The sequence below is a fragment of the Photobacterium sp. MCCC 1A19761 genome, from assembly GCF_037389125.1.
In the GTDB taxonomy this organism is placed as follows: domain Bacteria; phylum Pseudomonadota; class Gammaproteobacteria; order Enterobacterales; family Vibrionaceae; genus Photobacterium.
The window spans coordinates 36,770-63,245 of record NZ_JAZGTF010000033.1 but is presented as its reverse complement, the minus strand read 5'-3'; the positions used below and the strand labels follow the sequence as shown (position 1 = coordinate 63,245).

The window sequence follows — 26,476 nt, the reverse complement described above, 5'->3', positions numbered from 1 at the left end:
GATGGCATGGATGATGCTCTCGTGTGATTAGAAAGGGCCGGGGTGAGGTTTCTTTCACACTTTTTTAACGTGCCGATCGTTTTCGCAACATTTGTCGTTTCAAGCATAGAACAAAAGGGAGCCGGGACAGTGACTTGAAATGGCACCATCGACGTGTGACGGTTCGGGTATTTATCCCCGCAGGGTCGCCGCGAAGTTCGATAAGGCATTCTCAAGTGGAGCTGTTATAATCGTCGCCAGTGTATAAATAACCAGTAGGTAATGATGGACGCTTCACTCCTGTTAGATGGCCTGAATGACAAGCAACGCGAGGCGGTGGCTGCGCCGCTGGGGAATCACCTGGTGCTGGCGGGGGCGGGTAGTGGTAAGACCCGGGTGCTGGTCCATCGGATTGCCTGGTTGTTGCAAATTGAACAGGCGTCACCGTACGGCATGATGTCGGTGACCTTTACCAACAAGGCGGCGGCTGAAATGCGCGGCCGGATCAATGCCCTGATGCAGGGCACCTGCGCCGGGATGTGGAACGGCACCTTCCACGGCCTGTGTCACCGCATGCTGCGCGCCCACTATCTCGATGCCCGCCTGCCGGAAGATTTCAATATCCTCGATTCGGACGATCAGATGCGCCTGCTGCGCCGCCTGATCAAAGCCCAGAATTTAGATGAGAAACAGTGGCCGGCCCGTCAGGCGGCTTGGTATATCAACGGCAAGAAAGATGAAGGGCTGCGCCCGAACCATATCGAAACCTTCAACGATCCGGTGGAGCAGGTCTGGCTGCAGTTGTACCGTGCCTACCAGGAAGCCTGTGATCGGGCCGGGTTGGTCGATTTTGCCGAGTTGCTGCTGCGCTCGTTTGAGTTGCTGCGGGACAACAAGCATATCCGCGAACATTACCAGGCCCGCTTCAAGCACATTCTGGTGGACGAGTTTCAGGATACCAACAACATTCAGTTCGCCTGGCTGCGCCTGATGGCCGGTCCGGACAGCCATGTGATGATCGTCGGCGATGATGACCAGTCGATTTACGGCTGGCGGGGTGCTCAGGTGGAAAATATCCAGCGCTTCTTGCGCGATTTCCACAATGCCTCGACCATTTTCCTCGAGCAGAACTACCGCTCGACCGGCAATATCCTGAATGCGGCCAATGAACTGATTGCCCATAACAATGAGCGGATGGGCAAGCGGTTGTGGACCGAAGGCGCGGAAGGCGAGCTGATCTCCCTGTATTCGGCCTTCAACGAGCTGGATGAAGCCCGCTTTGCCGTCGGCAAGATCAAGGCGTGGCGCGATCAGGGCGGCACGTTAAATGACACCGCGATGCTGTACCGCAGCAACGCCCAGTCGCGGGTACTGGAAGAAGCCCTGATCCAGGAAGGTCTGCCGTACCGGATTTACGGCGGGATGCGTTTCTTCGAGCGTCAGGAAGTCAAAGATGCACTGGCCTACCTACGCCTGATGTCCAACCGCAACGATGACGCCTCGTTTGAGCGGGTGGTGAACACGCCGGCCCGCGGGATCGGCGATCGCACCTTGGACACCATCCGGATGGCGGCGCGCGATCGCGGCGCAACCCTGTGGCAGGCCAGTGTTGCCTTGCTCGATGAGCAGGTGCTGGCCGGCAGGGCTGCGAATGCCCTGCGCCGGTTTATCGAGCTGGTGAATGCGCTGGAAGATGATACCTGCGAGCTGCCGCTGTTCCAGCAGACCGACGAAGTGATCCGCAACTCGGGTCTGCGCGCCATGTACGAGCAGGAAAAAGGCGAGAAGGCCCAAGCGCGGATTGAAAACTTAGAAGAGCTGGTGACGGCGACCCGCCAGTACGAAGTGCCGGAAGAAGCCGAAGATCTGTCACCGCTGGCGGCGTTCTTGTCCCATGCGGCGCTGGAAGCCGGCGAAGGCCAGGCCGATGAGTTTGAAGATGCGGTCCAGCTGATGACCATGCACAGCGCCAAGGGGCTGGAGTTCCCGGTGGTGTTTATGGTCGGGGTGGAAGAAGGCATGTTCCCGAGCGCCCGCACCAGCGAGGAAGTCGGCCGTCTCGAAGAAGAGCGCCGGTTGTGCTACGTCGGCATGACCCGGGCGATGCAGAAACTCTACATCACCTACGCGGAAATGCGTCGGCTGTACGGCAAGGACAACTTCCACAAGCCATCGCGCTTTATTCGCGAGATCCCGTCTGAGTTTGTCGAAGAAGTGCGGATGAAGGCCCAGGTCTCGCGTCCAGCCAGCAGCGGTCGTTTCAGCCAGACCCAGGTGAATGACAACTTCAACCAGACCGGGTTTAACCTCGGCCAGCGGGTAATGCACCCGAAATTCGGCGAAGGGACCATCATCAATTTTGAAGGCAGCGGTGCCCAGAGCCGGGTTCAGGTCGCCTTCAACGGTGAAGGGATCAAGTGGCTGGTGACCCAGTACGCCAAGCTGGAGCCAATGTAAGCCCCAAGCGTCGTTGTGTGACTCCGGCACTGTGTTGACATCCCGCTTCGCCATTGAAAAAGCCCGCAGACGAAAAGTTTGCGGGCTTTTTGTTGGGCCGGAGACGTAGAAGCCGCGTGGCTTACTGGGCCAGCACCTCCCCTTCACGGCGGGGATCGGCGGCCCCGCTCAGGCGTTTGCCGTCAATCCGGATCGCCTGGACCCCGGAGTTGAGATCCTTAATTTGGGTTTTGAAGCCCAGTTGCTCCAGTTTCGGTGCCCACTGCTCGGCGCCGGTGCCTTGCTCAAGCTCAAACGCGCCGAAGCGGTTGTTCATGTTCGGCAGGTTGATTGCCTGTTGCAGATCCAGGTTCCAGTCCAGATGGCCGACCAGAGTTTTGGCGACATAGCCGATGATCTGGCTGCCGCCTGGCGAGCCGATGGCCAGCAGCGGCTGGTTATCTTTCATCACGATGGTTGGGGCCATGGACGAGCGCGGTCGCTTGCCGGGCTCGATCCGGTTGGCGATCGGCTGGCCGTCGTTATGGCTGCGGAACGAGAAATCGGTCAGCTCGTTGTTGAGCAAAAAGCCGCGCACCATCAGCCGCGAGCCGAAGCCGTTTTCGATGGTGGTGGTGATGGAGACCACATTGCGGTCGCGATCGACGATGGCGAAATGGCTGGTGGACGGCAACTCAATGGACTCATCCGTGGCGTAGCGCATGGCGTGGGTCCAGGCAGGCTGGCCCGGTGCCGCGCTGGCCAGCGCTTTATCGCCTTTGAGCAGGGTGGCGCGCTGCTCCAGATAGTCCTGCGCCAGCAAGCCCTGGGTCGGCATCGGCACATAATCGCTGTCGGCCATGTACTGGCCGCGGTCGGCAAATGCCAGTCGCGAGGCATCGCCCAGCAGGCGCCAGCTGTGGACATCGTCCGGCCCCATTTTCTCAAGCGGATAGTGGCTGAGTATGCCGAGGATCTGGCCTAAGGTCAGGGCGCCGGAGCTGGGTGGCCCCATGCCGCAGATCTGGTACTGGCGATACGGGGCGCAGACCGGCTTGCGCTCTTTGACCCGGTAAGTGGCCAGATCCATCACGCTGAGCACGCCCGGGTTGCCTTCGGCATTGCGCACGGTGTTGACAATATCTTTGGCAATGTCGCCGTTGTAAAACGCGCTGGCGCCCTGCTCGGCAATCCGGCGCAGGGTATCGGCATAGGCCGGGTTGGTCAGGGTTTCCCCGGCCTGGAGGGGCTTACCGTCCTCGTGGAAGAAATAGGCTTTAGTGCTGGGCCAGCGCTGCAGGCGTTCGCGGTCCTGATCAATCAGCTGCGCCAGACGCGGGCTGACCGGGAAGCCGTTCTTCGCCAGTTTGATTGCTGGCTGGAACAGGTCCCGCCACGGCAGCTTGCCGAGCTTCTGGTGGGTGTGCCACATCAGCTTGACCGTGCCGGGGGTGCCGACGGATCGGCCGCCGACGACCGCGTCATAGAAGGCCAGCGGCTCGCCGTCTTTATCCTGGAACAGCCGTGGCGTCACGGCCAGCGGCGCGGTTTCCCGGCCGTCAAAGGTGGTTAGATTTTCCTGCTTGGCATCCCAGTAGACCAGAAATGCCCCGCCGCCGATCCCGGACGACTGCGGCTCGGTCAGGCCCAGCACCAGCTGGGTGGCGACCATGGCATCAATGGCATTGCCACCTTTCTTGAGGATCTCTGCCCCGGCCTGGCTGGCATAGGGATTGGCGGTGGCAATCATCCACTCGCTGCCGGTGATCAGTTGCTGCTGGTTCCGGCCGGTACTGGCTTCCGGGGCAACCTGATCCGTGCTCTGTCCGCCACCTGGGGTGCGTTGGGGATCTTTGGCCTGGGCGAGCGGGCTCAGCAGGCTGGCAGCCAGTAGTATAGCCAGGGGGCGTTTGTTCCATTCCATGGCGCGTTCCTCTTGTCCTTGAATATTCATCCAGACTACGAGCAGAACAGGTAACTGTCTAATTCATGAGCATTTTTCTGTGCTCATTATCAAACATTCCACCCGGCTGGGTCGGTGGGCTACAGCGGCAGCAGCCGCACCAGGATGGTCACGCCAATCACCAGAAAGATCAGGCCGCACAGGGCATCGACGTAAGGGGTCCAGCGTCGCACGGTTTGCTGCACCCGCTGACCGGTCAGCAGCCAGGCGAGCAGGGCAAACCACAGGAAGGAGATCAGCCACAGCAGGCTGATGGCGGTGATTTTGCCGGACGTCGACATCCCGGCCGGGATCAGGGTCGACAACAGGCTGAGGAAAAACACCAGCGCCTTGGGGTTGAGGATATTGGTGGCAAAGCCTTTGGCCAGCGCCTGTTTGATGTTGCCGATGGCGGCGACCGGCTCGGGGGCAGCGTCCGTACCCGGGGTGTTGGTCTGGCGCAGTGTCGACCAGGCACCGCGGGCCGCACCGAGGCCGAGCCACAATAGGTAGGCTCCGCCGGCACCCTGCAACAGGGCAAACAGGGTCGGCTGCTCGCGAATCAGCAGGCTGGTGCCGGTCAGGCTGAGAATTGCGTGCAGCAGGATCCCCAGCGACAGGCCGAGCGCGATGCTGACCCCGACCTGGCGGCCGTAGCGTCCGGCATTTTGCACCACCAGGGCAAAATCCGGCCCCGGGCTCATCAGGGCGATAAAATGGACGGTGAGCAGGGTCATTAAGGTGTGGACTTCGTTCATGCTATGTTTCCGCGATTGAGTAACTATCGTCATAGCATGCCCGGGCTCGCCAGCGGGCGCTTGTAAAAAATTCACACCCGCAGCACAAAGCCGTTAGATCCCGGACGGGGCGACGCCGAAGGTTTGCTTGAAGGTGCGGGTAAAGTGGGCCTGATCGTAAAAACCGACGTGGTAGGCGACATCGGTACTGCTGTAGCCAGCCTTGAGCAGGGCCATGGCATGTTCCAGCCGCAGCCGGGCCAGCCAGGCATACGGGGTCATGCCGGTTGCCTTCTTAAACTGGCGCAGCAGTTGCGACGGACTGAGATCGCACAGCCGGGCCAGCGTCTCTAAGCTGATTTTCTGATCCAGGTGGGCCATCAGGTAATCCCGCAACTGATGCAGATCTTTACTGCCCAGGGCGGCGACCGCATTGGGGCGGAGCTGGCCGTAACGGCTGAGCAGGCGGGAGAAGAATTCCAGCGGCATGCTTTCCTTGGCGAGTTGCGGGAAGTGCGGATTGCTGAGCTGGTCGTGCAGCTGGCTCAGTTGGCGAAACAACTGCGGGTCGGTGATCAGGTTGCGCGGAAAATGGATCGGCTGCGGACCGGCCAATTCATACGCCTGGTGATCCAGCCAGTCCGGGGTGATGCTGAACACTTTGACTTTATAGCCGCGCGCATGCGGCTGGCCGTCATGGATTTCATCCGGCGGCATCATCACCATCTGCCCGGCTCCGGCGAGGTGGCGGGCGCCGTGGAAATGATACTCCTGCTCCCCTTCGGTGATCAGCCCGAGGTGGTAATTGAGGTGGTAGTGTCGTTTGAAGGCAAAGCTCTGGTAGTGGGCATCAATCAGATTGATGTCCGCGATGCAGGATTTGCGGTGGTTGACTGTGTTCATCCTGAACCTCGCCCGGGTGATTGTACGCTGACAGCCATTCAGTAGAGCATAAAGCAGCGGGGTGTGCTTGTAAAAAACTGACACCCCGCGGGGAACAAATTGCTCGGCTTAGCTGGTGCGCAGCTGTTTTCTGGCCTGGCGATGGCCTTTGATGCCGTCAAAGCTGAACAGGATCAGCGCCGCCCAGATAAAGGCGAAGGTGTAGCCTTTGTCGAGGCTGAAGCTTTCGCCGTAGACCAGGATCGCCAGCAGGAACATCAGGCTCGGGCCGAGATACTGGAAAAAGCCCAGGGTGGAGAGCTTGAGTTTGGTCGCGGCGCCGGTAAAGCACAGCAGCGGCAGGGTGGTGACGATCCCGGCAGCCATCAGCAGCAGGTTGGTACCGGCCGGATTGGCGGTCCAGTCCGCGGTCGGGCTGTCGGCAAACACCAGCACGTAGACGGCCGCCAGCGGCATCAAGATGCTGGTTTCCATAAAGAGCCCGGTCTGGGCATCTAAGTTAACTTTCTTGCGCACCAGGCCGTATACCCCGAAGCTGCTGGCCAGCGCCAGGGCAATCCACGGCAGCGAGCCGAACTGGATCAGCTGCACCGCCACGCCGCAGGCCGCGAGAGCCACGGCCAGCCATTGCAATGGTCGCAGTCGCTCACCGAGAAACAGCATGCCGAGGAGTACATTGAGCAGAGGATTGATGAAATAGCCGAGGCTGGCATCAAGCATGTAGTTGTGATTCACCGCCCAGATAAAAATCAGCCAGTTGCCGCCAATCAGTACTGAGGAGGCACTCAGCATCAGCAGGGTCTTGCGTTGGCCCAGCACGGTCCGGACCTTGCCCCAGTTTTTCCCCAGCGCAATCAGGCCGGCGAGGAAGAAAAAAGACCAGATCACCCGGTGGCTGAGAATTTCCAGCGGGCTGACCTGTTGCAGGGCTTTGAAATAAATGGGCGCAATGCCCCACATGGTATAGGCAGCCAGGGCCAGGACGACGCCACGCTGCGTCTGTTGTTGTTCGTTCATCGGTACCCAGAATGTTAAGGAAAAGGAGTGGTCGCGTTAAAACGATTTTCTAACTTGTGATGTCCCGGCAGTATAAAACGTGATCCAGAACCATGTCACCCGGAACTTTTTTCGGCAAATGCCGGGCCGGGCAGGGGCAATGATGCCGGGGGATGGCGAAAAACGGGCCGTCGGCCGGGGTGCCGGTGCCGCGACGTTCACATCCATGATCCGAATGGTATAGAATAGCCCGCTCGTTCATCAAAGAGTCCTCTTATGTCATCCAGCAGCGCCGCCGTTTGCCAGCCGGCTTCACTTTCCGCCAGTGCGCAGATCCTCCGGGATGTGTTCGGCTACCAGGCTTTCCGTACCGGACAGCAGGACGTGATTGACGCGGCGTCCGGGGGGCAGGACTGTCTGGTGATCATGCCGACCGGAGGCGGGAAGTCGCTGTGTTACCAGATCCCGGCCCTGATCCGTGACGGGCTGACGCTGGTGATTTCGCCGCTGATCTCGCTGATGAAAGATCAGGTCGACCAGCTCAATGCCAACGGGGTGGCGGCTGCCTGTATCAATTCCACCCTCTCGCGCGAGGCCATCCAGGACACCTTCCGCCAGATGCAGGACGGTGAAATCAAACTGGTGTATGTCTCGCCGGAGCGGGCCCTGAGCCGGGATTTTCTCGAGCGCCTGCCCGAGTTGCCGCTCAGCCTGCTGGCGGTGGATGAAGCGCACTGCATTTCCCAGTGGGGGCATGATTTCCGTCCGGAATATGCGTCGCTGGGGGCACTCAAGCAATATGTCCCGGAGCTGCCGATCATGGCCCTGACGGCGACGGCGGATGAAACCACCCGGCAGGATATTCTTTCCCGGCTGGCCCTGAGCGAGCCGCATGTCTACCTCGGCAGTTTCGACCGGCCCAATATCCGCTATACCCTGCAGGAAAAATACAAGCCGATGTCGCAGCTGACCCGCTATCTGGGGACGATGCGCGGCCAGTGCGGGATTGTGTATTGCAACAGCCGCAAGCGGGTGGAGCAGATCACCGAGAAGTTGTGCGAGAGCGGGATCCGGGCCGCGGCCTATCATGCCGGGATGGCGCACGACGAGCGGTCGCAGGTGCAGGAAAGCTTCCAGCGCGATGATATTCATATCGTGGTGGCGACGGTGGCCTTCGGGATGGGGATCAACAAGCCCAATGTCCGCTTTGTGGTCCATTATGATATTCCGCGTAATATCGAATCGTATTACCAGGAAACCGGCCGTGCCGGGCGCGACGGCCTGCCGGCGGAAGCGGTGATGCTGTACGACCCGTCTGATCTGGCCTGGCTGCGCCGCTGTCTGGATGAAAAGGCCGACGGGGCCCAGAAGCAGGTCGAAGGCCACAAGCTCAACGCCATGGGCGCGTTTGCCGAAGCCCAGACCTGCCGCCGCCAGGTGCTGCTGAATTATTTCGGCGAGTCCCGGGAAGAGCCGTGCGGCAACTGTGATATCTGCCTTGACCCGCCCAAACACTTTGCGGCGCTGGAAGTGGCCCAGAAAGCCCTGTCCTGTGTCTACCGGGTCAATCAGCGTTTCGGCGTCAACCATGTGGTGGACGTGCTGCGCGGGATGCAGAATCAGCGGATCCGCGAGCTCGGCCACGACAAGCTGACGACCTATGGCATCGGTCGCGAGCACAGCCATGAGTTCTGGGTCAGCATCCTGCGCCAGCTGATCCACCGTGGCTACCTGATCCAGAGTATTGTCCACAGCTCGACGCTGCAGCTGACGGAAAAAGCCCGTGCGATCCTGCGCGCGGAAGTGGCGCTGGAGCTGGCGGTGCCGCGGCTTGATATCGCCGCCCGCAGTGCCAAGAACGATAAGCTGGCCAACCGTCATTACGACAAGAAGCTGTTTGCCAAGCTGCGCAAATTGCGCAAGGCGATTGCCGATGAAGAAGACTTGCCGCCGTATGTGGTGTTCAATGATGCCAGCCTGATGGAAATGGCAGAGATGCTGCCGACATCCTCCGGCGAGCTGCTGGCCGTGAATGGCGTCGGCCATCGCAAGCTGGAGAAATACGGTGAGGCCTTTTTGACTCTGATTGAAGAGCACCTGACCGTCGGCGACGGCACCTATTAACGTATCAGTATTAGCGTATCGATAGTTACGAATCGATAGATTCACGCAAGATCACCCATCAACCCAGGAGCCCATATGACCCGTTCGACACCTGACTTTACTTGCCGCGAACTTGACCTTGAGCAGGGGCTGCTGCTGATTGATGGCCCGCAGTTTGATTTTGATGATTTCCCGGGGATTGTCGAGCAATTGCTGCAACAGCTGGATGCAACCGTGATTGAACGCGAGTGTAATGCCGATCTGCACCTCTGGCTGGTGGACTTCGAAGGCTGTCGGTTGATGCTCAAGGGCGAGCACTACAGCGGGGCGCTATGGCTCGAAGGCATGGCTGGCGATGCGGCAGACACCCTGCAATTTCTCGCCACCTGGCTGGGGCGCCGATAGTCCACGGCGGGCTTGAATCGATTACATCGGATGCCGGGCGGATCCGGGGCTAGGCAATCGAAATGGTTAAGGTATAATCGCCCGCCTGGTTGCCGCGGCACAGTGTGCCGACGGTGTTTTGGGTTCCCTCTCCCCCAATGACAAAAAGGTCTCAGTATGACTGCGTCTCAATTTTCTCTCGCGCAACAGCGCAAAGCGCTCCTGTTTCTGGTTGCCTTCCACCTGCTGATCATTGCGTCGAGCAACTATCTGGTCCAGCTGCCGTTTACCGTGTTGGGTTTCCATACCACCTGGGGCGCTTTTTCGTTCCCGTTTATTTTCCTGGCCACCGATCTGACGGTGCGGATTTTCGGCGCCGCGATGGCGCGCAAAATCATCCTGCGGGTGATGGTGCCATCGCTGGCCATTTCCTATGGGCTGTCGGTGCTTTTCTATCAGGGAGAGTATCAGGGTATGGCGCAACTGGGGGAATTTAACCTGTTTGTCGCCCGGATCGCGATTGCCAGCTTCATGGCTTACCTGCTGGGGCAGATCCTTGATGTCTCGGTCTTTAACCGCCTGCGTCAAAGCAAACAGTGGTGGGTGGCCCCGAGCTGCTCGACCCTGTTCGGCAACGCGCTCGATACCGTGGCGTTCTTCGCAATTGCCTTCTACCACAGCCCGGATCCGTTCATGGCCGAGCACTGGGTGGAAATCGCGCTGGTGGATTATGGCTTCAAGCTGATCATCAGTCTGGGCCTGTTTGTGCCGATGTACGGTGTGTTGCTCAATTATCTGATCAAGCGCCTGACCTCCTTAGCGCCACAGTCCGTTCCCCACCGGGAGCTGGTCTAAATTACACTCAAGCCGACGAATGTCGGCTTTTTTATCGATATCCCCCTTGTCTGATGGTCACTGAAAGGAGCATGACATGAAGATCCGCCAGGCCAGTGTGGCAGAAGCTGCCGCAGTGTTGACTCAAATTGAAGAGTTCGCCTATCCGACCGATGAAGCGGGATTGCAGTCCCGGCTCCGGGGCCATACGTCGTTAATCCTGATCGCGGAGGTTGAAGGGCAGCCGGTGGGGATTAAAATTGGTTACGCCCTGTCGGAGACCTGTTTTTACAGCTGGCTGGGCGGGGTGACCGCCGGGGCACGCGGCCATGGGGTGGCGCAGGCCTTGCTGGCCGCTCAGGAAACCTGGATGCGTGAGCAGGGCTATGTTGAAGTGCGGGTGAAGTCCCGCAACCGTTTTTCGGCGATGCTGCGGTTATTGCTCCGCAACGGCTATCAAATCGAACATCTTGAGAAAAAAGACGGGCTGGAAGATTACCGCATTCACTTTGTGAAAGATCTTTCTGTATCAGAAGGTTAGATTTAAATTTGCCTTTGTGGCAGTCGGAGGCCCGGACGGTGTGCGGCGATGAGTGAAATAAATGACAATAATTCTCAATAAAAAGCTTGCATCTCAAATGAGAATGGTTATTATTAACTTGCACTCAGCGAGAGGGAAGGACAAACACTCTCTTGTTTGAAGGCACGACATTGCTCACATTGCTTCCAGTGTACTTCAGCGACGGTTGGGTTTTTAGTGTAGGGCTGAGAACCAATCACCAATTCTGCTGAGCGGCGCATCCGGTTGGACGACCAACCATCAGGAGCGCCGCCTTTTCTTTTTCAGGGACCCGGAAAATTGCATCCGGATCCGCGTTGCCCGCTTACGCCAGCTTGACCAGCTCTTTCACCAGCTTATTGATCCCGCTTGCGGCTTCCGAAATGCTGCCGGCCAGCATATAGGCCGGAGTGGTGAGGATCTTCCGCTGTTGATCCAGCACATAATCATCCACAGGGCAGATCACATGCTCGCCGCCCATCTTGGTAAAGGCGTTGGCGGTGTCCGGATCGTTGCCGATCGTCCCCCGGGCACCTTCACCATAGATCGTCGGGATCAACGTCGGCGCAATGCAGAGATAGGCTGCCGGCTTTTCTTCCCGGGCAAACTCCTGACACACTCGCTTGACCTCGCTGTTGACCTGGCAGTTTGCACCGGCCAGGGCAAAATCAGACAGGTTCTTGGCGACCCCGAACCCGCCTGGCAGCAGCAGGGCATCATAGTCAACGGCTCTGAGGTTGACGATATCATCGATGTTGCCGCGGGCGATCCGGGCCGCTTCGACCAGCACGTTGCGGGTCTCCGGCATCTCTTCCCCGGTGATATGGTTAATCACATGGTGTTGGGAGATATTCGGTGCGAAGCAGTGCCAGCTGGCACCGGCTTGCTCAATGGCGAGGAGCGCCAGGACGGATTCGTGGATTTCTGCACCGTCAAAGACGCCTGAGCCGCTTAAAATAACTGCTATTTTCTTCATGCTGGTCTCCTTTATCATCAATTTTGCCGCTTTCTGCTCTAAGATATGCTTATTTCAGATCGATCTGTTAACTTTTTCCACAATTAATGATCATTTTAGGATCGAGGATCCATTTTATGATGATCTCTTAACGTGATGATTTAAAAGGCTTTGTTTGGAAGTGTATGATTTCATGCCGAATTTGATCCACTCGGCCATTTTAAATACTAACAAAGTTATCCACAGGATGGCGGGGGCGCGTGGACAACAACAGTTAACAGTTGACGGCTGTCGTGGCATTCTAAGGCCCTAACTCTTTCATCCCCCGGATATAAGAATCTCTTTATGGCAACTATTCCAGAAAATCCACTGATCCTGATTGACGGATCCTCGTATCTCTATCGTGCCTATCACGCGGCACCGAACCTCACTAACTCTGACGGTGAGCCGACCGGCGCTGTGTACGGGGTGGTGAACATGTTGCGCAGCCTGTTGCGCCAGTTTTCCACAGAGCATATTGCCGTGGTGTTTGATGCCAAAGGCAAAACTTTCCGTGATGAAATCTACCCGGAATACAAGGCTCACCGACCGCCGATGCCGGATGATTTACGCGGTCAGATTGAGCCGCTGTATGCGATTATCCGGGCCATGGGCTTGCCGCTGATTGCCGTCCCCGGGGTGGAAGCCGATGACGTGATCGGAACCCTGGCGACTCAGGCGTCCAAAGCCAATATGCCGGTGCTGATCAGTACCGGGGATAAAGATATGGCCCAGCTGGTGGACCAGAATGTCACGCTGATCAATACCATGACCGGGGTGGTGATGGACCCGGAAGGGGTGGTGGAAAAATTCGGCATCGGCCCTGAGCTGATCATCGATTACCTGGCGCTGATGGGCGATAAAGTCGATAACATTCCTGGCGTCCCTGGTGTGGGTGAGAAGACGGCGAAGGCGCTGCTGACCGGCGTTGGTGGTCTGGATGCGCTGTATGCCAACCTGGAAGCGATCCCGGCGCTCGGTTTTCGCGGCTCGAAAACCATGCCGCAGAAACTTGCGGATCATAAAGACGCCGCCTATCTCTCTTATGAGCTGGCGACCATCAAGCTGGATGTCGAGCTGGATGTGACGCCGGATGAGCTGCGCAAGGGCGAGCCGGATGCTGACGAGCTGACCCGCCTGTTCGGCAAGTTGCAGTTCCGCCGCTGGCTGGAAGAGATGCTGAGCGGCAGCGATGGCCGAATTGCAGCGGACGAGAAAGTCGCCGCCGCGGTCCCGGAAACCCAGGCAGTGGCACCGGTGATTGATCGCAGCGGCTATGAGACCGTGCTGGATGAAGCCACATTTAACGGCTGGCTGGAGACCCTGAAGTCGGCGGAAGTCGTTGCCTTTGATACCGAAACCGATGGCCTGGATTACATGACGGCCAACCTGATCGGGGTATCGTTCGCGGTGGAAGAAGGCAAGGCGGCCTATGTGCCGGTGGCCCATGACTACCTGGATGCCCCGGCCCAGCTCGATCGCGACTGGGTGCTGGCCCAGCTCAAACCGCTGCTGGAAGATCCGAACCAGGCCAAGGTCGGCCAGAACCTGAAGTTTGATGCCTCGATCCTGGCTCGCTATGACATCGAGATGAAGGGGATCGCCTTTGATACCATGCTGGAATCCTACGTGTTTAACAGCGTGATCGGCCGCCACGATATGGACAGCCTGGCGCTGCGCTACCTCGAGCACAAGACGATCAGCTTTGAAGAGATTGCCGGGAAAGGGAAGAAGCAGCTGACGTTTAACCAGATCGAGCTGGAGCAGGCCGGGCCGTATGCCGCAGAAGATGCCGATATCACCCTGCGTCTGCACAACCTGCTGATCGAGAAAATCAATGCCGACGCCAAGCTCAAATCGGTGTTTGAAACCATTGAAATGCCGCTGGTGCCGGTCCTGTCACGGATGGAGCGTACCGGGGTGCTAATTGACAGCATGAAGCTGAACACCCAGTCGGTTGAAATTGCTGCCCGCCTTGATGAGCTGGAGAAACAGGCATACGAGGTGGCCGGGGAAGAGTTTAACCTCAGCTCGCCGAAGCAGTTGCAGGCGATTTTGTTTGAGAAAATGGGCCTGCCGGTGGTGAAAAAGACTCCGTCCGGAACGCCGTCGACCAATGAGGAAGTGTTGCAAGAGCTGGCGCTGGATTACCCGCTGCCGAAGCTGATCCTCGAATATCGCGGTCTGGCGAAACTGAAATCGACCTACACTGACAAGTTGCCGAAGATGATTAACCCGGCCACCGGACGGGTGCATACTTCGTATCATCAGGCCGTGACGGCCACCGGGCGCCTGTCGTCGAGCGATCCAAACCTGCAAAACATCCCGGTTCGTAACGAAGAGGGCCGCCGGATCCGTCAGGCCTTTACCGCACCGAGCGGCTACAAGATCCTGGCGGTCGACTACTCGCAGATTGAATTGCGGATCATGGCCCATCTGTCGGGCGATCAGGCGCTGCTGGATGCCTTCCGCCACGGCAAGGATATCCACGCAGCCACTGCCGCAGAGATCCTGGGTTTGCCGATCGACTCCGTTACCAGCGAGCAGCGTCGCCGCGCCAAGGCGATTAACTTCGGCCTGATCTACGGCATGAGTGCGTTCGGTCTGGCCAAACAGCTGGATATGGGCCGTAACGAAGCTCAGGAGTATATGAATGTGTACTTCGACCGTTATCCGGGCGTGCTGGAATATATGGAAAGCACCCGAACCACGGCGAGCGAGAAAGGGTATGTGGAAACCCTGTTCGGCCGCCGCCTCTACTTGCCGGATATCAAGTCGCGGAACGGCATGCGCCGCAAGGCCGCCGAGCGTGCTGCAATCAATGCCCCGATGCAGGGCACGGCGGCGGATATCATCAAGCGGGCGATGGTGCTGGTCGATCAGTGGATCCGTGAGCAGCCGGCCGACCGGGTTCGCCTGCTGATGCAAGTACATGACGAACTTGTTTTTGAAGTACAGGAATCTGAGCTGGAAAGTGTCTCCGACAGTATTCGTCAGTTGATGGAATCCGCGGCGGAACTGGCGGTGCCGTTGATCGCAGATGCCGGCCACGGTGACAACTGGGAGCAGGCCCACTAAGGGATGATGCGCCGGGTGAGTACCGAAAATCCTGATAGCTGGCCATAGGCCAGCTATTTTTTTAGGCGAATTAATTGCTGATAAAGTTTCCTGTCATTTAAGTTAGTTACGATATGGTGAAAAAAAACTACAAAAAGGGCTTTTCAAATCTGCGCAATTGATATACAGTTATCGGCGTAGGGTACAGAGGTAAGATGTTCTATCTTTCAGACCTTTTGTTTCACGTTATTGGATTTGGCTGATTCAGCAGCCCTGGTCAATTGGCCGGGGCGTTTTTTATTTCAGCGCCGGAAAAATCCATCCCCACCTGTTTTGACGATCCGTTTGATTTCCCCACCCACGTTTCCGCTGCGCACGGTCATATGCCGTTCCGCTTGATACCGCCGGTATACGTCGATTTTATCACCCATAATTCGAAAGTTGTCGGGAAATAAAGCACCATGTGCTCCCGGGAAGATCCGCTGGAAGATAATGGACTGAGTAAGGGACGAAGCCTCGTGTTGCAGAGCCCTGCCAACTCTGTCGCAGCTTCTTTGAAACAATGTGCAACAAATGTTTAGAGTATTTACTTTAAATATGAGTCCGGATCGGTATAATCATGGTTGCTTCTTGTTCATATTTGTTATTTGCCAGCGGGCTTGAACGCCGGCTGCCAAGCACATCCATGACATGGCCACCTTCTGTTGAGGTGGCTTTTTTTTATCCACTCATTGTCTGTTCCGCTCACCAGAATGTAATAAACTTCCAGCCAAAGGTGACTTACGGCTATCTTAATTTGTGTGATAAAAGAAAGGGCCTTGATGGCATGAACGGGGCAGGGCATGAGTAAGGGTGTTCGGAAAACCGGATCATCGCGGTCGTCGGGTGGTGTCACTGAGTCGGTCGTGGGGGAAAAGAAACGGCGGAGCAGGGCGAAAAACTTGCGCTGGGTGGGGAACTCGACAATCCTTTTGGGACAACAATAAAAACCTTCTATTTCTCTCCGGTTACCCCACCGGTCGGTGGGGTATTTTTCAGACCGGTCGTGGCTCGGGTTATTCCCCGTGTTCCTCGCTGTCGATTGCTTCCATATCCAGCAGTGCCTGCTGGCGTTCCAGCTCCGGGGCGAACCAGTCGTCGAGTTTGCGGCGGACCTGATCGACGCCAATGCCTTTGAGTGATGAGAAGGCTTCAACCTGAACATCACCGCCAAAGGTTTTCACCGTTTCGCGTACTTTCATCAGTTGTTGCTTGCGGGCCCCGCTTTTCAGTTTATCGGCCTTGGTCAGCAGCACCAGCACCGGCAGGCGGCTCTCAATCGCCCACATGATCATCTGCTGATCGAGATCTTTGAGCGGATGGCGGATATCCATCAGCACCACCAGGCCCTCCAGGCACTCACGCTTTTGCAGGTATTCACCCAGCGACTGCTGCCATTTGATCTTCATTTCCAGGGGAACCTGCGCATAGCCGTACCCCGGCAGGTCGATCAGGTTACAACCCGGGATCACTTCAAACATGTTGATTAACTGGGTCCGCCCCGGGGTTTTGGAGGTCCGGGCCAGGCTCTTCTGATCGGTAATTCGGTTCAGGGCACTTGACTTACCTGCATTGGAGCGGCCAGCAAATGCGATCTCAACGCCTGTGTCGTTTGGCAAGTGACGAATAGTCGGTGCACTTGTGATAAAGCCGGTATTTCTATAGTTGAGAGTTTGATTCACTGTTAACTCCGTCAAGTCTTCATGTAGTCGACTGATTACTTTTATGTGAAATGGTGTAAAATGTGCGAAACCGTGCTCGCTATGTGGTCTTATTGTATACCATGTAACTGAGCATTACTTGTGGTACTGGAAGCTCAATAATTATAACGGAATGTCATGAAGAAATTAGCACTGATATTGACTCTTCTTGCCAGTTGCTCAGCCTGGGCCCAGGGAGATGTGGAAGCTGGAAAAGCAAAAGCCGCGACATGTGCCGCTTGTCATGGAGCAGATGGCAACAGCATTATGGCGCAATACCCGAAAATCGCAGGTCAGCATGCTGGCTATCTGGAAAAACAGCTGAAGGATTTTAAGCTGGCGATGAGTACCGGTGGAAAGCAAGGCCGTAACGATCCGGTTATGGGCGGAATGGCGATGCCATTGAGTGAGCAGGATATGGCTGATCTGGCAGCTTACTTCTCTTCGTTGCCTATTTCTGACAATACGACGCCGGAATCTGCGATTGCAATCGGTCAGACCCTGTACCGTGCCGGTGATGCTGAGCGTGGGATTGCGGCTTGTACGGCCTGTCACGGTCCGCGCGGAAATGGCACCAGCCTGTCGGGCTTCCCTAAAATTTCCGGTCAGAATGCTGAGTATGTCAAACTGCAGCTGGAGAAATTCCGTGCCGGCGATCGCAGCAACGACATGAATGCCATGATGCGCGCCGTGGCAGCGAAGCTGACTGATAAAGAAATTGCCGCTCTGTCCCAATACGTTGGTGGCCTACACTAATCCATCCGTTTCCAGTATTCGTGAAATAAGGGCAGCCTCGGCTGCCTTTTTTCATACCTGCCCGGTTTGGCGGGAGGGCGGCGCAAATATGCGCATTTCGTATTCGGATCTGCTATGATACGCGGCTTCATTTTTAAGTCGGATGACGGGCGCGCCGTGTTGTCCGAAGCGTAGGAGAGAGTAAGCCATGCAGACCTGCCCGCTGTGTCATCATCAGTCGGCTGATGTGTTTGTTGAAGATCGGCTTCGTGCTTATTTCCGCTGTCAGGCATGTGCGCTGATCTTTGCGGATCCGGCGGCATTGCTGGCCCCGGAGGACGAAAAGGCGGTCTATGATCAGCATGAGAACAACCCGACCGATCAGGGCTACCGACGCTTTCTCAACCGCCTGGCCGAGCCGCTGAGCGAGCGGTTGGGACCGGCGCCGCTGGATGGGCTGGATTTTGGCTGCGGTCCGGGTCCGACCTTGTCTGTTATGCTGGCAGAAATGGGGCATCGGATGGCGATCTATGACCCGTATTTTGCCGATGAGCCAGCGGTCCTGGAGACAACGTATGATTTTGTCACCTGTACCGAAGCGATTGAACACTTTTATACACCGGCCAGGGAATGGTCGCGGTTACTCAACATGGTCAAGCCCGGCGGATGGCTGGGGCTGATGACCAAGCTGGCGACGGATGCCGAGGCATTTGCTCGCTGGCACTATAAGAACGACCCAACCCACGTGAGCTTTTTCAGCCGCGAAACGTTCTGCTTTCTGGCCCGGCGAGATGGCCTGAGTGTGGAATTTGTTGGAAATGATGTAATTTTGCTGAGGAAAACCCAGTAATGACCCGTAAGAAAAAGAGCCGTAAGCCGGGCTCAGAAGGCCCGGCAGTATATACCCAGAAATCAAGCAACCAGCTGGAGCAGGAAGGGCGTCTGCGCAAGAAAGCACGTAAGCGTAAAGGCCTGAAGACCGGCAGCCGTCATTCCGACGGGTCGGTGGCCGGCAGCCGCGGCCAGGCCCGCGCGAAAGATCCGCGCCATGGCAGTAAGAAGCCGGTGCCGCTGATCGTCGAGGCGAAGAAGCCGATGACCAAGAAAGAGCGTCGTCTCAGCGCCGAGCAGGAGCTGGCCATGCTGGAAAATGACAGCCAGCTGATGGTGCTGCTTGATCGGATTGATGCCGGTGAAAACCTGGGCGCAGGTCTGCAAAAACAGGTCGACCAGAAACTGGATCGCATTGAGCAGTTGATGAATCAGCTGGGTCTGCTGGAAGACGACGAGGTTGAAGTTGCTGCTGCGGCACCGTCCGACGACGATGACGACCTGCTGGATAAGTTCGAAAACATGGATTTTGACGATTTCGACAAGGAGTAAGCCTTGCAGAATTTGACGTTGTGGTTTGGATTGGCCAGCGCGGTGGTTGCCGTGCTGGCGGGGTACGCCGGTTATCTGCTGTTCAAGCTGTATCAGCAGAACCAACGCCATAAGGCCTTTTTGGCCCGGGCGCAGCGGCTGGAAGCCGAGGGCATCAAACAGCGCAATGCCAATATTATGGAAAGCGTGTTGATTATTGCTCAGGCCGGAAAGCAGGATGAGTGCGATGTGTCGGAAGTGACCATCCGCTTGTACAAGCTGATGGAAGTGCTGCAAGGCGATCATCAGGTTGATTTTGCCGATCAGTACCCGGCGATGCATGCGTTGTATCAGGTGGTCAAAGAAATGCCGCGGGGCGAAGCGCGCAAAACGCTGGAAAAGCGTGAGCGCATGCAGCTCGACATGACGCGGATGAAAGCCGAAGCCCGGTTGATGGACGACATCAAACGCGAGCTGGACTTAGTCTTGACCCTGAAAGCCTGAGTCTCCCGCCTCAATGCTGCCCCCCCCGGCAGCACTCGGCCTTATCTATACTGTATGCTGGTACCCGGCGCAGGAAGATAAGGCCGTAAACTCTGAGCGAGTCATCATTTCCGCGCACTGTAATAAGTAAAACATCTACATCTTTATCAAGTTGTGGCACACTTGGCCTTTGCAATTAACCCCAGAACAGTAGTGGAAATACGTCATGTCAAATGAGCAGATAATTTGGGATCAGGCGCTGATAGAAAAGTACAATTATTCAGGTCCCCGCTACACCTCCTACCCGACCGCCCTGGAGTTCCATGAAGCCTTCACGTCGGCGGAGTTTGATATGGCGTGTGCGCAGTATCCGGAGCGTCCGTTGTCGCTGTATGTGCACATCCCGTTCTGTCACAAGCTGTGTTACTACTGTGGTTGCAACAAAATCATTACCCGTCACCAGCACAAGGCGGATCAGTACCTCGACGCCCTGGAGCAGGAAATCCGCCAACGCGCCGGGTTGCTCGGCGAGCGGACTGTCACCCAGCTGCACTGGGGCGGTGGTACGCCGACGTTTCTGACCAAGGCGCAGATCAGCCGTCTGGTCGGCCTGCTGCGCGAGCAGTTTGATTTTGCGCCGGATGCGGAAATCAGCATTGAGATCGACCCGCGTGAGATTGAACTTGATATGCTCGATCACCTGCACAGCGAAGGGTTTAACCGCTTGAGCATCGGGGTACAGGACTTCAATAAAGAAGTGCAAAAGCTGGTGAACCGCGAGCAGGATGAAGCCTTTATTTTTGCGCTGGTGGCACGTGCCAAAGAGCTGGGGTTCCGTTCGACCAACCTGGATCTGATCTACGGGCTGCCGAAACAGGATCAGGCGAGTTTTGCCAAGACCCTGCAACAGGTGCTGACCATGAAACCGGGCCGCCTGTCGGTGTTTAATTACGCCCATATGCCGAGCCTGTTTGCCGCGCAGCGGAAAATTCTGGAAGCCGACCTACCGGCCGCCAACGAGAAGCTGGCGATTTTGCAAGATACCATCGCCACCCTGACCGGCGCCGGCTATCAGTTTATCGGTATGGATCACTTTGCCCTGCCGGATGACGAACTGGCGGTGGCGCAGCGCAACGGCATTCTGCATCGTAACTTCCAGGGGTACACCACCCAGGGCGAGTGCGACCTGCTGGGGCTGGGGGTGTCGGCGATTTCGATGATTGGTGACTGTTACGCCCAGAACCAGAAAGAGCTGAAGAAGTATTACGCCAGTGTCGGCGAGAAACGGGAAGCACTGTGGAAAGGGGTGTCGTTGGATGGCGACGACTTGCTGCGCCGCGAGGTGATTAAAGCGCTGATTTGTAATTTTCAGCTGGATAAAACCGACATTGCCTCCCGCTTTGACCTGGATTTTGACCAGTACTTTGCCGAAGATTTGCAATTATTGCAGACCTTTATCAATGACGGACTGGTGAGCGTGGATGAGCGCACCATCCGGGTGACGCTGAAAGGCCGGTTGTTGATCCGCAATATCTGTATGTGTTTCGACAAATACCTGCGCGATCGGGCCCGGCAGCAGCAATTCTCCCGGGTGATCTAACCGTATTCGCAGTGGTTCGGGCCGGAAACGGCCCTGACGAAAAAGCCCTCATGCTGAATGTTCAGCATGAGGGCTTTTGCGATCAGTTGCCAAATAAATTAAAGGCGGCTAACAGCGCCAGCACACCGGCAGCAAAATGGCCCGGGCCATTGGCTGCCACTTCACTGACGGCAGGAAGCGCCATACTGATAGAAAGAAAACTGTCCAGCATGTGTGTGTCCTGAATCGGGTGGTGGATCGTGAAGTTCTCCCGCAACCTAAAGGTCAGCGCTGAAACCAGTGCAGATCAAAAATGGGTTGGCGGCGGGGAGAAAGTGGGCGTATTTTACGCAAAATCAGCCGGAATGAAATTGCATTTGCGCAAAAAATGCCCAGCTGATTGCGTTTTTTTGAGGGGTGGGATTAGCGTTGTGCTACTTTGTCCCGAAGTGCTTGTTTTTCGGTATCGGACAGGAAGGCGAGCTCCAGGCCGTTGATCTGCGCCTGGCGGATCTGGGCGTCGGTCAGTCCGGCTTTCGGTGCGGCAACTTCGTACTCGTATGGCAGCTCAATCCCTTCGACCGCCGGGTCATCGGTGTTCAGACAGGCCAGGATGCCGTGATCCAGGAATTGCTTCACCGGGTGGGTCGCCAGCGAGGCCACGGTGCTGGTCTGGATGTTGGAGGTCAGGCATGACTCAATCCCGATCTTGTGCTCCGCCAGATAGTCCATCAGGGCTGGGTCTTCGATCGCTTTGACCCCATGGCCAATGCGTACCGCGCCCAGTTCGCGAATGGCCTGCCACATGCTCTCCGGACCGGCCGCTTCACCGGCGTGGACCGTCACCTGCAGGCCGGCATCGCGTACTTGCGTGAAGTGGGAGACAAACTGAACGCCAGGCTGGCCCAACTCATCCCCGGCCAGGTCGATGGCGACCAGGTGGTCCTTCTGGGTCAGCAGCGCATCCAGCTCCTGCTGGCAGGCCTGGGTGCCGAAGGTGCGGCTCATGATCCCGATCAGGTTAGCCTGGATGCCGAAGTCACGGCAACCGGCGCGGACACCATCCACCACTGCTTCAACCACGCCTGCCACCGGCAGCTGGTGCTTCATCGCCATGTAGTACGGCGAAAAGCGCAGCTCGGCATAGTCAATTTGGGCATTGAGTGCGTCTTCAACATTCTCGTAGGCCACGCGGCGGCAGGCGTCCAGATCGCCCAGGACGGCAACGCCCCAGTCAAGCTTGGACAGAAAAGCGACCAGGCTTGGCTCCGCTTCGACAATCTGCACATGCGGGCGCAGGGACTCGACATCATGACCGGGTAAAGCCATGCCAAATTGCTGTCCCAGCTCAAGGATCGTCTGGATACGGATATTGCCATCAAGATGGCGGTGCAAATCGGTTAAAGGAAGGTGCTTGGTAATCATGATACGCGTCATCCCGCTGAAAATTGGTGCGTCAGTATACGCAAAGAACGATTCTCGATCATTATAGTTAGCGCACGGATGATTCGGTGTCGGCAGAATCTGCCGCGACGCTTACCTGAGCTGTTGACCAATCGCTGAGCGGCATGGGTTTGGCGTAGTAATAGCCCTGAGCGTAATGGCACCCGAGTGTTTTCAGCCGCTCGGCCTGTTCGAGGGTTTCCACGCCTTCGGCCACGATCTCGGCCTGAAAATGGCGGGCCAGGGTAATGATGGCGGTGATCACCGGGGTGTAGTTGGTACTGGCGCTCATCTGGCTGACAAAGGCCCGATCGATTTTCAGGCTGTCAAACGGCAGATCGGCCAGGTAGGCCAGCGAGGAGTAACCGGTGCCGAAATCATCAATGGCAATGTGGATCCCGAGCCGACGCAATTGGCGCAGGGTCTGGGTCACTTGCTGCGGCTGGCTGATCAGCCGGGATTCGGTGATTTCCAGCGTCAGGTTGCTCGTGCACAGGCCGGTGTCGGCCAGGATCGATTTGAGCTGCAGCACGAAGTCGGGCTGTTGCAGTTGGCGGACCGACAGGTTGACATGCAGCATGAAGCTGGCCGGCCAGGCGCCGCGCGTGATCATGCCCTGGGTCTCCCGGCAGGCTTGGCGCAGGATCTGATCGCCCAGCTCGTTAATCATGCCGTTCTCTTCCGCCAGCGGAATAAACTGAAACGGCGGGACCAGTCCCCGGCTTGGGCTACGCCAGCGGACCAGGGCTTCGGCGCCGCACAGGGTGCCGCTGTCCAGGGCGATCAGCGGTTGGTAGTGTACCTCGAACTCCTGGTTTTCCAGGGCACGATTGAGCTCGGCCGCCAGCCGGGTTTTTTCCTGGGAGGCTTCAAGCAGCGCCGGGGTGAAATACTGGATCGGGTGGTCGTCCTGCCGCTTGGCAGCATTGAGCGCCAGGCTGGCATTGCGCAACCACTCGGCCATGCCGTGTTGCTGCAAGATACCGTCGATCACCCCGATGCGTGCCGAGACGATGATTTCGATATCGTTGACCCGGTACGGCATCGAGAACGAGGTCAGCAGCAGGTCGGCGATCGATTCGGCATCGTGGTCCGGTCCCAGATCGGGAATGAACACCGCAAACTCGTAGCGGTCGATCCGGCAGAGCAGGGCGGCTCCGGGCAGGTTGCGCTGCAGGCGCTGGGCGATCAGCCGCAGCAGCCGATCGCCGTTGAGGTGGCCGATACTGTCATTGATGTTACTGAACGCCTTGAGGCCGATGATCATCAGGGTGGCCTGTTGCCCGGCGTGGGGCGCTTTGGTCGCTTCCAGCAGCCCTTCCCGGCTCAGGAGCCCGGTCAGGGTATCGTAGAGGACCTGCTTGCGCAGGGTATTGAAAGAGTGCTGCAGTCGCGCCGACATCGCGGTGAAGGCCGAGGTCAGCTGGTCGGTTTCCTGGAGCCGGAACGTCGGGCGCACGTCGACTTGCCAGTGGGTTTCGCTGATTTGTTGCGAGGCCCGGGCAATGTCGGTGATCGGCTGGGTGATTTTCTTCAGGATGAACAATCCGGCGATGAGCCCGCAGCCGGCCAGCAGCATCGCGGCCAGCAACCCGGTTTCCTGCAGTTGCGGCAACTGACCGAGCAACTCGCTTTCGGGCATGATCACCACAATGTGCCAGTTCAGGTTGTATTCGTCATGGTAGGGGGTGATCCGGCTGAAATAGCGGACTTTGTCATGGGTAAATTCAAATGAGCGGGCGCTGTCGCGGCCGGTCAGGCTGGACTTGGCCATAAACTGCTGGCTGGCCGTGATCAGCGCATCGGGCCGTGGCAGATTGGTGATTAACTGCGAATTGCCGGACTGGGCCGAGCTGGCAATCAGCCGATCATGCTGGTCAATAATATAGGTACTGCCGGAAAAATTGCGGCTTTCCCGGTGCAGGAACTGGTTGATCCGGCTGAGATTGATATCGGTGACCATCATGCCGAGCAGCTGCTGGTCGGCGTCGTCAATTACCGGGCTCACGGCGGAGATGGTCAGCGACTGGGTATCATCCTGGTTGGTATAGACGTCGGCCCAGCCCGGCGTTCGGGTCCGGGTAAACGGCAGGTACCAGGGCCGGATGGTCGGGTCGTAATCGCTCACCTGGTAGCGGAGATCGCTGTAATGACTGTCTCCCCGGTAGATGTGTAGCTCGTTGTCCGTGCGCCGATCTTTGAGCATCAGCGACAACTGGCGCTGCTCCTGCTTGCGAAAGCCGATGAAATAACCGTCCTTGCTGCCAAAGCCGATGGTGGTAATTTGCGGCTGGTGGCCATACAGGCTGGCAATGGCATCTTTGAGGTAGGCTTCGAGGCCGGTCAGCCGTGGCGGCTGGTATAGCCGGTGGCGCTGGATACTGTCGGCAATGGTCAGGTTGGTGTTAAAGGGATCGCCGAGAAACACGCGTAAATCATTGCTGATACTGCGGGTGTAGGAGCCCAGCAGCTTGCCGCTGACTTCCTCGAGCATGCGCTCGTAGCTGTGCTGCTGGGCCAGGGCAATAATCCCGACCGTTAACAACAACAGCGCGGTAAAGGGAGCCATTACCGCTAAACGCAATGTCAGCAGACGATGTTTCAGCATTGATTTATAAATGAATAAAAGTTACGCAAATTATATTGAGCAAATAGTCGATGAAATAGCGCGAACATGCAAACGTTATCTCCCGGGAATGTTATTTCAATGCCGATAATCAAATCCCTGACAGGCAGCCTGCGCGGGCTGCGCATCAGGGTATGTTGTAGGGGCATATCTCACCACGTGGCGCGTTAGTCCGCGGTGACATTCAGCTCCTTGAGTTTGCGGGTCAGGGTATTGCGTCCCCAACCGAGCAAGCGGGCGGCTTCCTGTTTATGGCCGTGGGTATGGGCCAGGGCGGTTTCCAGCAGGATTTTCTCAAACGCCGGCAGGGCTTCACCCAGCAGGTTCTGGCTGCCCTGCTGCAGGGTCTCGCGCGCCCAGCGCTCCAGCGCCTGCTCCCAGTGCCCGTCGGCGCTGTCTTCGCTGAGCCGGGGCTCGGCCTGGAGCAGCTCCGGCGGCAGATCGGCCGGCAGGATTTCGTTGCCGCTGGCCATCACCGTCAGCCAACGACAGGTATTTTCCAGCTGGCGGACATTGCCCGGCCAGTCAAGCTCGGTCAGCACTGCCTCGGCGGACGGATGCAGGGTTTTGACTTCAACCCCGAGCTCATCCGAGGCCCGCTGGAGGAAGTGGCGGGTGAGCTGGGCAATATCCTGGCGCCGATCTTTCAGGGCCGGAAGGTGGACCCGGATCACGTTGAGGCGGTGGAACAGATCTTCACGGAAATCGCCCTGGGCGACCAGCCGCTCCAGATTCTGGTGGGTGGCGGCGATGATCCGCACATCGACATTGACCGGCGAATGGCCGCCGACCCGGTAAAACTGGCCGTCGGCCAGTACCCGCAGCAACCGGGTCTGGATATCGAGCGGCATATCCCCAATTTCATCCAGAAACAGGGTGCCGCCGTTTGCCTGCTCGAAGCGGCCCTGGCGGACGCTGTTGGCACCGGTAAACGCGCCCTTTTCATGGCCGAACAGCTCGGACTCGATCAAATCTTTCGGAATCGCGGCCATATTGAGGGCAATGAATTCTTTGTGGCTGCGCGGACTGTGGCGGTGCAGGGCGTGGGCGACCAGCTCTTTGCCGGTGCCGGACTCCCCATTGATCAGCACGGAAATGGAGGAGCGGGACAGGCGGCCGATGGCGCGGAAGACTTCCTGCATCGCCGGGGCTTCGCCGATGATTTCCGGTGCGCTTTTGGTTTCCGTGTCCGGTTGTTGCTGGCGTTTTTGCTCCTGGCTGTGGCTCACGGCGCGCTCAACCAGATTCACTGCCTCGTCAATATCGAACGGCTTGGGCAGGTATTCAAAGGCCCCTTCCTGATAAGCATTGACGGCCGCATCGAGGTCGGAGTGGGCGGTCATGATGATCACCGGCAGCGACGGGTAATCCCGGTGCAGGGTGCGAAGCAGGGCCAGGCCGTCGGTCCCCGGCATCCGGATATCGGAAACCAGGACGTCCGGGACATTGCGCTCGAGGGCATCCAGGACGCTGTCGGCGTCGGCAAAGGTGTCACATTTTAGCCCGGCGGCCGTGAGGGTTCGCTCTAGTACCCAGCGAATTGAGCTGTCATCGTCGACCACCCAAATTAGTCCTTTGCTCATAT

The 26,476-nt window shown here is 57.6% G+C and carries 22 protein-coding genes; 12 read left to right on the top strand and 10 right to left on the bottom strand.

The genetic code is table 11. From position 1 onward, the window contains the following. The first annotated feature begins 261 nt into the window (after positions 1-261). Positions 262-2,436, top strand: a complete 2,175-nt coding sequence (gene uvrD / locus VV869_RS21205) for a DNA helicase II (RefSeq protein ID WP_337736935.1) — start codon at positions 262-264, stop codon at positions 2,434-2,436. Positions 2,437-2,557: 121 nt separating this feature from the next. Here the strand turns inward: uvrD and ggt are convergent, their stop codons facing one another. From ggt to rarD, 4 genes are all read right to left on the bottom strand, one after another. Next, positions 2,558-4,339 (bottom strand): gamma-glutamyltransferase, encoded by a 1,782-nt coding sequence (gene ggt / locus VV869_RS21200; RefSeq protein ID WP_337736934.1) that lies wholly within the window; start codon positions 4,337-4,339, stop codon positions 2,558-2,560. A 119-nt stretch (positions 4,340-4,458) separates the two neighbouring features. Next, a complete protein-coding gene (locus VV869_RS21195) occupies positions 4,459-5,115 on the bottom strand; it encodes a LysE family translocator (RefSeq protein ID WP_337736933.1) in 657 nt (218 codons plus the stop codon). Positions 5,116-5,208: 93 nt separating this feature from the next. Then, positions 5,209-5,997, bottom strand: a complete 789-nt coding sequence (locus tag VV869_RS21190) for an AraC family transcriptional regulator (protein ID WP_337736932.1) — start codon at positions 5,995-5,997, stop codon at positions 5,209-5,211. Positions 5,998-6,105: 108 nt separating this feature from the next. Further along, positions 6,106-7,014, bottom strand: coding sequence for an EamA family transporter RarD (gene rarD / locus VV869_RS21185; RefSeq protein WP_337736931.1), 909 nt, complete (start codon positions 7,012-7,014; stop codon positions 6,106-6,108). A gap of 255 nt (positions 7,015-7,269) precedes the next feature. Between rarD and recQ the strand changes: the two genes are divergently transcribed. From recQ to VV869_RS21165, 4 genes are all read left to right on the top strand, one after another. Continuing rightward, entirely contained in the window at positions 7,270-9,117 is a 1,848-nt protein-coding gene (recQ, locus tag VV869_RS21180; RefSeq protein ID WP_337736930.1) for an ATP-dependent DNA helicase RecQ, read from the top strand. A 75-nt stretch (positions 9,118-9,192) separates the two neighbouring features. Further along, positions 9,193-9,501 (top strand): DUF3630 family protein, encoded by a 309-nt coding sequence (locus tag VV869_RS21175; protein ID WP_337736929.1) that lies wholly within the window; start codon positions 9,193-9,195, stop codon positions 9,499-9,501. Positions 9,502-9,657: 156 nt separating this feature from the next. Further along, positions 9,658-10,335 (top strand): 7-cyano-7-deazaguanine/7-aminomethyl-7-deazaguanine transporter, encoded by a 678-nt coding sequence (locus tag VV869_RS21170; RefSeq protein ID WP_337736928.1) that lies wholly within the window; start codon positions 9,658-9,660, stop codon positions 10,333-10,335. A 76-nt stretch (positions 10,336-10,411) separates the two neighbouring features. Next, positions 10,412-10,855, top strand: coding sequence for a GNAT family N-acetyltransferase (locus VV869_RS21165; protein ID WP_337736926.1), 444 nt, complete (start codon positions 10,412-10,414; stop codon positions 10,853-10,855). A gap of 343 nt (positions 10,856-11,198) precedes the next feature. Here VV869_RS21165 and elbB read toward each other — a convergent pair whose 3' ends face one another. Continuing rightward, positions 11,199-11,849: an isoprenoid biosynthesis glyoxalase ElbB gene (gene elbB / locus VV869_RS21160; protein ID WP_337736924.1), complete on the bottom strand. Its 651-nt coding sequence runs from the start codon at positions 11,847-11,849 to the stop codon at positions 11,199-11,201. Positions 11,850-12,173: 324 nt separating this feature from the next. Between elbB and polA the strand changes: the two genes are divergently transcribed. Both polA and VV869_RS24445 read left to right on the top strand, forming a co-directional pair. Further along, positions 12,174-14,945: a DNA polymerase I gene (gene polA, locus VV869_RS21155; protein ID WP_337736922.1), complete on the top strand. Its 2,772-nt coding sequence runs from the start codon at positions 12,174-12,176 to the stop codon at positions 14,943-14,945. A gap of 194 nt (positions 14,946-15,139) precedes the next feature. Continuing rightward, complete coding sequence (locus tag VV869_RS24445; RefSeq protein WP_438616993.1) at positions 15,140-15,187, top strand: hypothetical protein; 48 nt, start codon at positions 15,140-15,142, stop codon at positions 15,185-15,187. Between the two features lie 792 nt (positions 15,188-15,979). Here the strand turns inward: VV869_RS24445 and yihA are convergent. Continuing rightward, positions 15,980-16,645, bottom strand: coding sequence for a ribosome biogenesis GTP-binding protein YihA/YsxC (gene yihA / locus VV869_RS21150; RefSeq protein ID WP_261601249.1), 666 nt, complete (start codon positions 16,643-16,645; stop codon positions 15,980-15,982). Positions 16,646-16,801: 156 nt separating this feature from the next. Here yihA and VV869_RS21145 point away from each other — a divergent pair, with 156 nt between their 5' ends. From VV869_RS21145 to hemN, 5 genes are all read left to right on the top strand, one after another. Beyond that, entirely contained in the window at positions 16,802-17,419 is a 618-nt protein-coding gene (locus tag VV869_RS21145) for a c-type cytochrome (RefSeq protein ID WP_337736921.1), read from the top strand. A 187-nt stretch (positions 17,420-17,606) separates the two neighbouring features. Further along, entirely contained in the window at positions 17,607-18,248 is a 642-nt protein-coding gene (locus VV869_RS21140) for a class I SAM-dependent methyltransferase (protein WP_337736920.1), read from the top strand. Beyond that, on the top strand, positions 18,248-18,781 hold the full coding sequence (gene yihI / locus VV869_RS21135; protein WP_337736919.1) for a Der GTPase-activating protein YihI: 534 nt from the start codon (positions 18,248-18,250) through the stop codon (positions 18,779-18,781). The genes VV869_RS21140 and yihI overlap by 1 nt, the downstream gene beginning before the upstream one ends. Positions 18,782-18,784: 3 nt before the next feature. Then, positions 18,785-19,264: a DUF2489 domain-containing protein gene (locus tag VV869_RS21130; RefSeq protein WP_337736918.1), complete on the top strand. Its 480-nt coding sequence runs from the start codon at positions 18,785-18,787 to the stop codon at positions 19,262-19,264. 205 nt (positions 19,265-19,469) lie between these two features. Continuing rightward, complete coding sequence (gene hemN, locus VV869_RS21125; RefSeq protein WP_337736917.1) at positions 19,470-20,843, top strand: oxygen-independent coproporphyrinogen III oxidase; 1,374 nt, start codon at positions 19,470-19,472, stop codon at positions 20,841-20,843. 82 nt (positions 20,844-20,925) lie between these two features. Here hemN and VV869_RS21120 read toward each other — a convergent pair whose 3' ends face one another. From VV869_RS21120 to glnG, 4 genes are all read right to left on the bottom strand, one after another. Further along, positions 20,926-21,054 carry a hypothetical protein gene (locus VV869_RS21120; RefSeq protein ID WP_337736915.1) on the bottom strand — a complete coding sequence of 43 codons (129 nt, stop codon included), beginning with the start codon at positions 21,052-21,054 and terminating at the stop codon, positions 20,926-20,928. A 191-nt stretch (positions 21,055-21,245) separates the two neighbouring features. Beyond that, on the bottom strand, positions 21,246-22,247 hold the full coding sequence (gene add, locus VV869_RS21115; protein WP_337736914.1) for an adenosine deaminase: 1,002 nt from the start codon (positions 22,245-22,247) through the stop codon (positions 21,246-21,248). A 67-nt stretch (positions 22,248-22,314) separates the two neighbouring features. Further along, positions 22,315-24,873: a bifunctional diguanylate cyclase/phosphodiesterase gene (locus tag VV869_RS21110; RefSeq protein WP_337736913.1), complete on the bottom strand. Its 2,559-nt coding sequence runs from the start codon at positions 24,871-24,873 to the stop codon at positions 22,315-22,317. A gap of 185 nt (positions 24,874-25,058) precedes the next feature. Further along, the gene (gene glnG / locus VV869_RS21105) at positions 25,059-26,474 is read right to left on the bottom strand and encodes a nitrogen regulation protein NR(I) (RefSeq protein ID WP_337736912.1); all 1,416 of its coding nucleotides are present in this window, start codon (positions 26,472-26,474) and stop codon (positions 25,059-25,061) included. Positions 26,475-26,476: the final 2 nt, after the last annotated feature.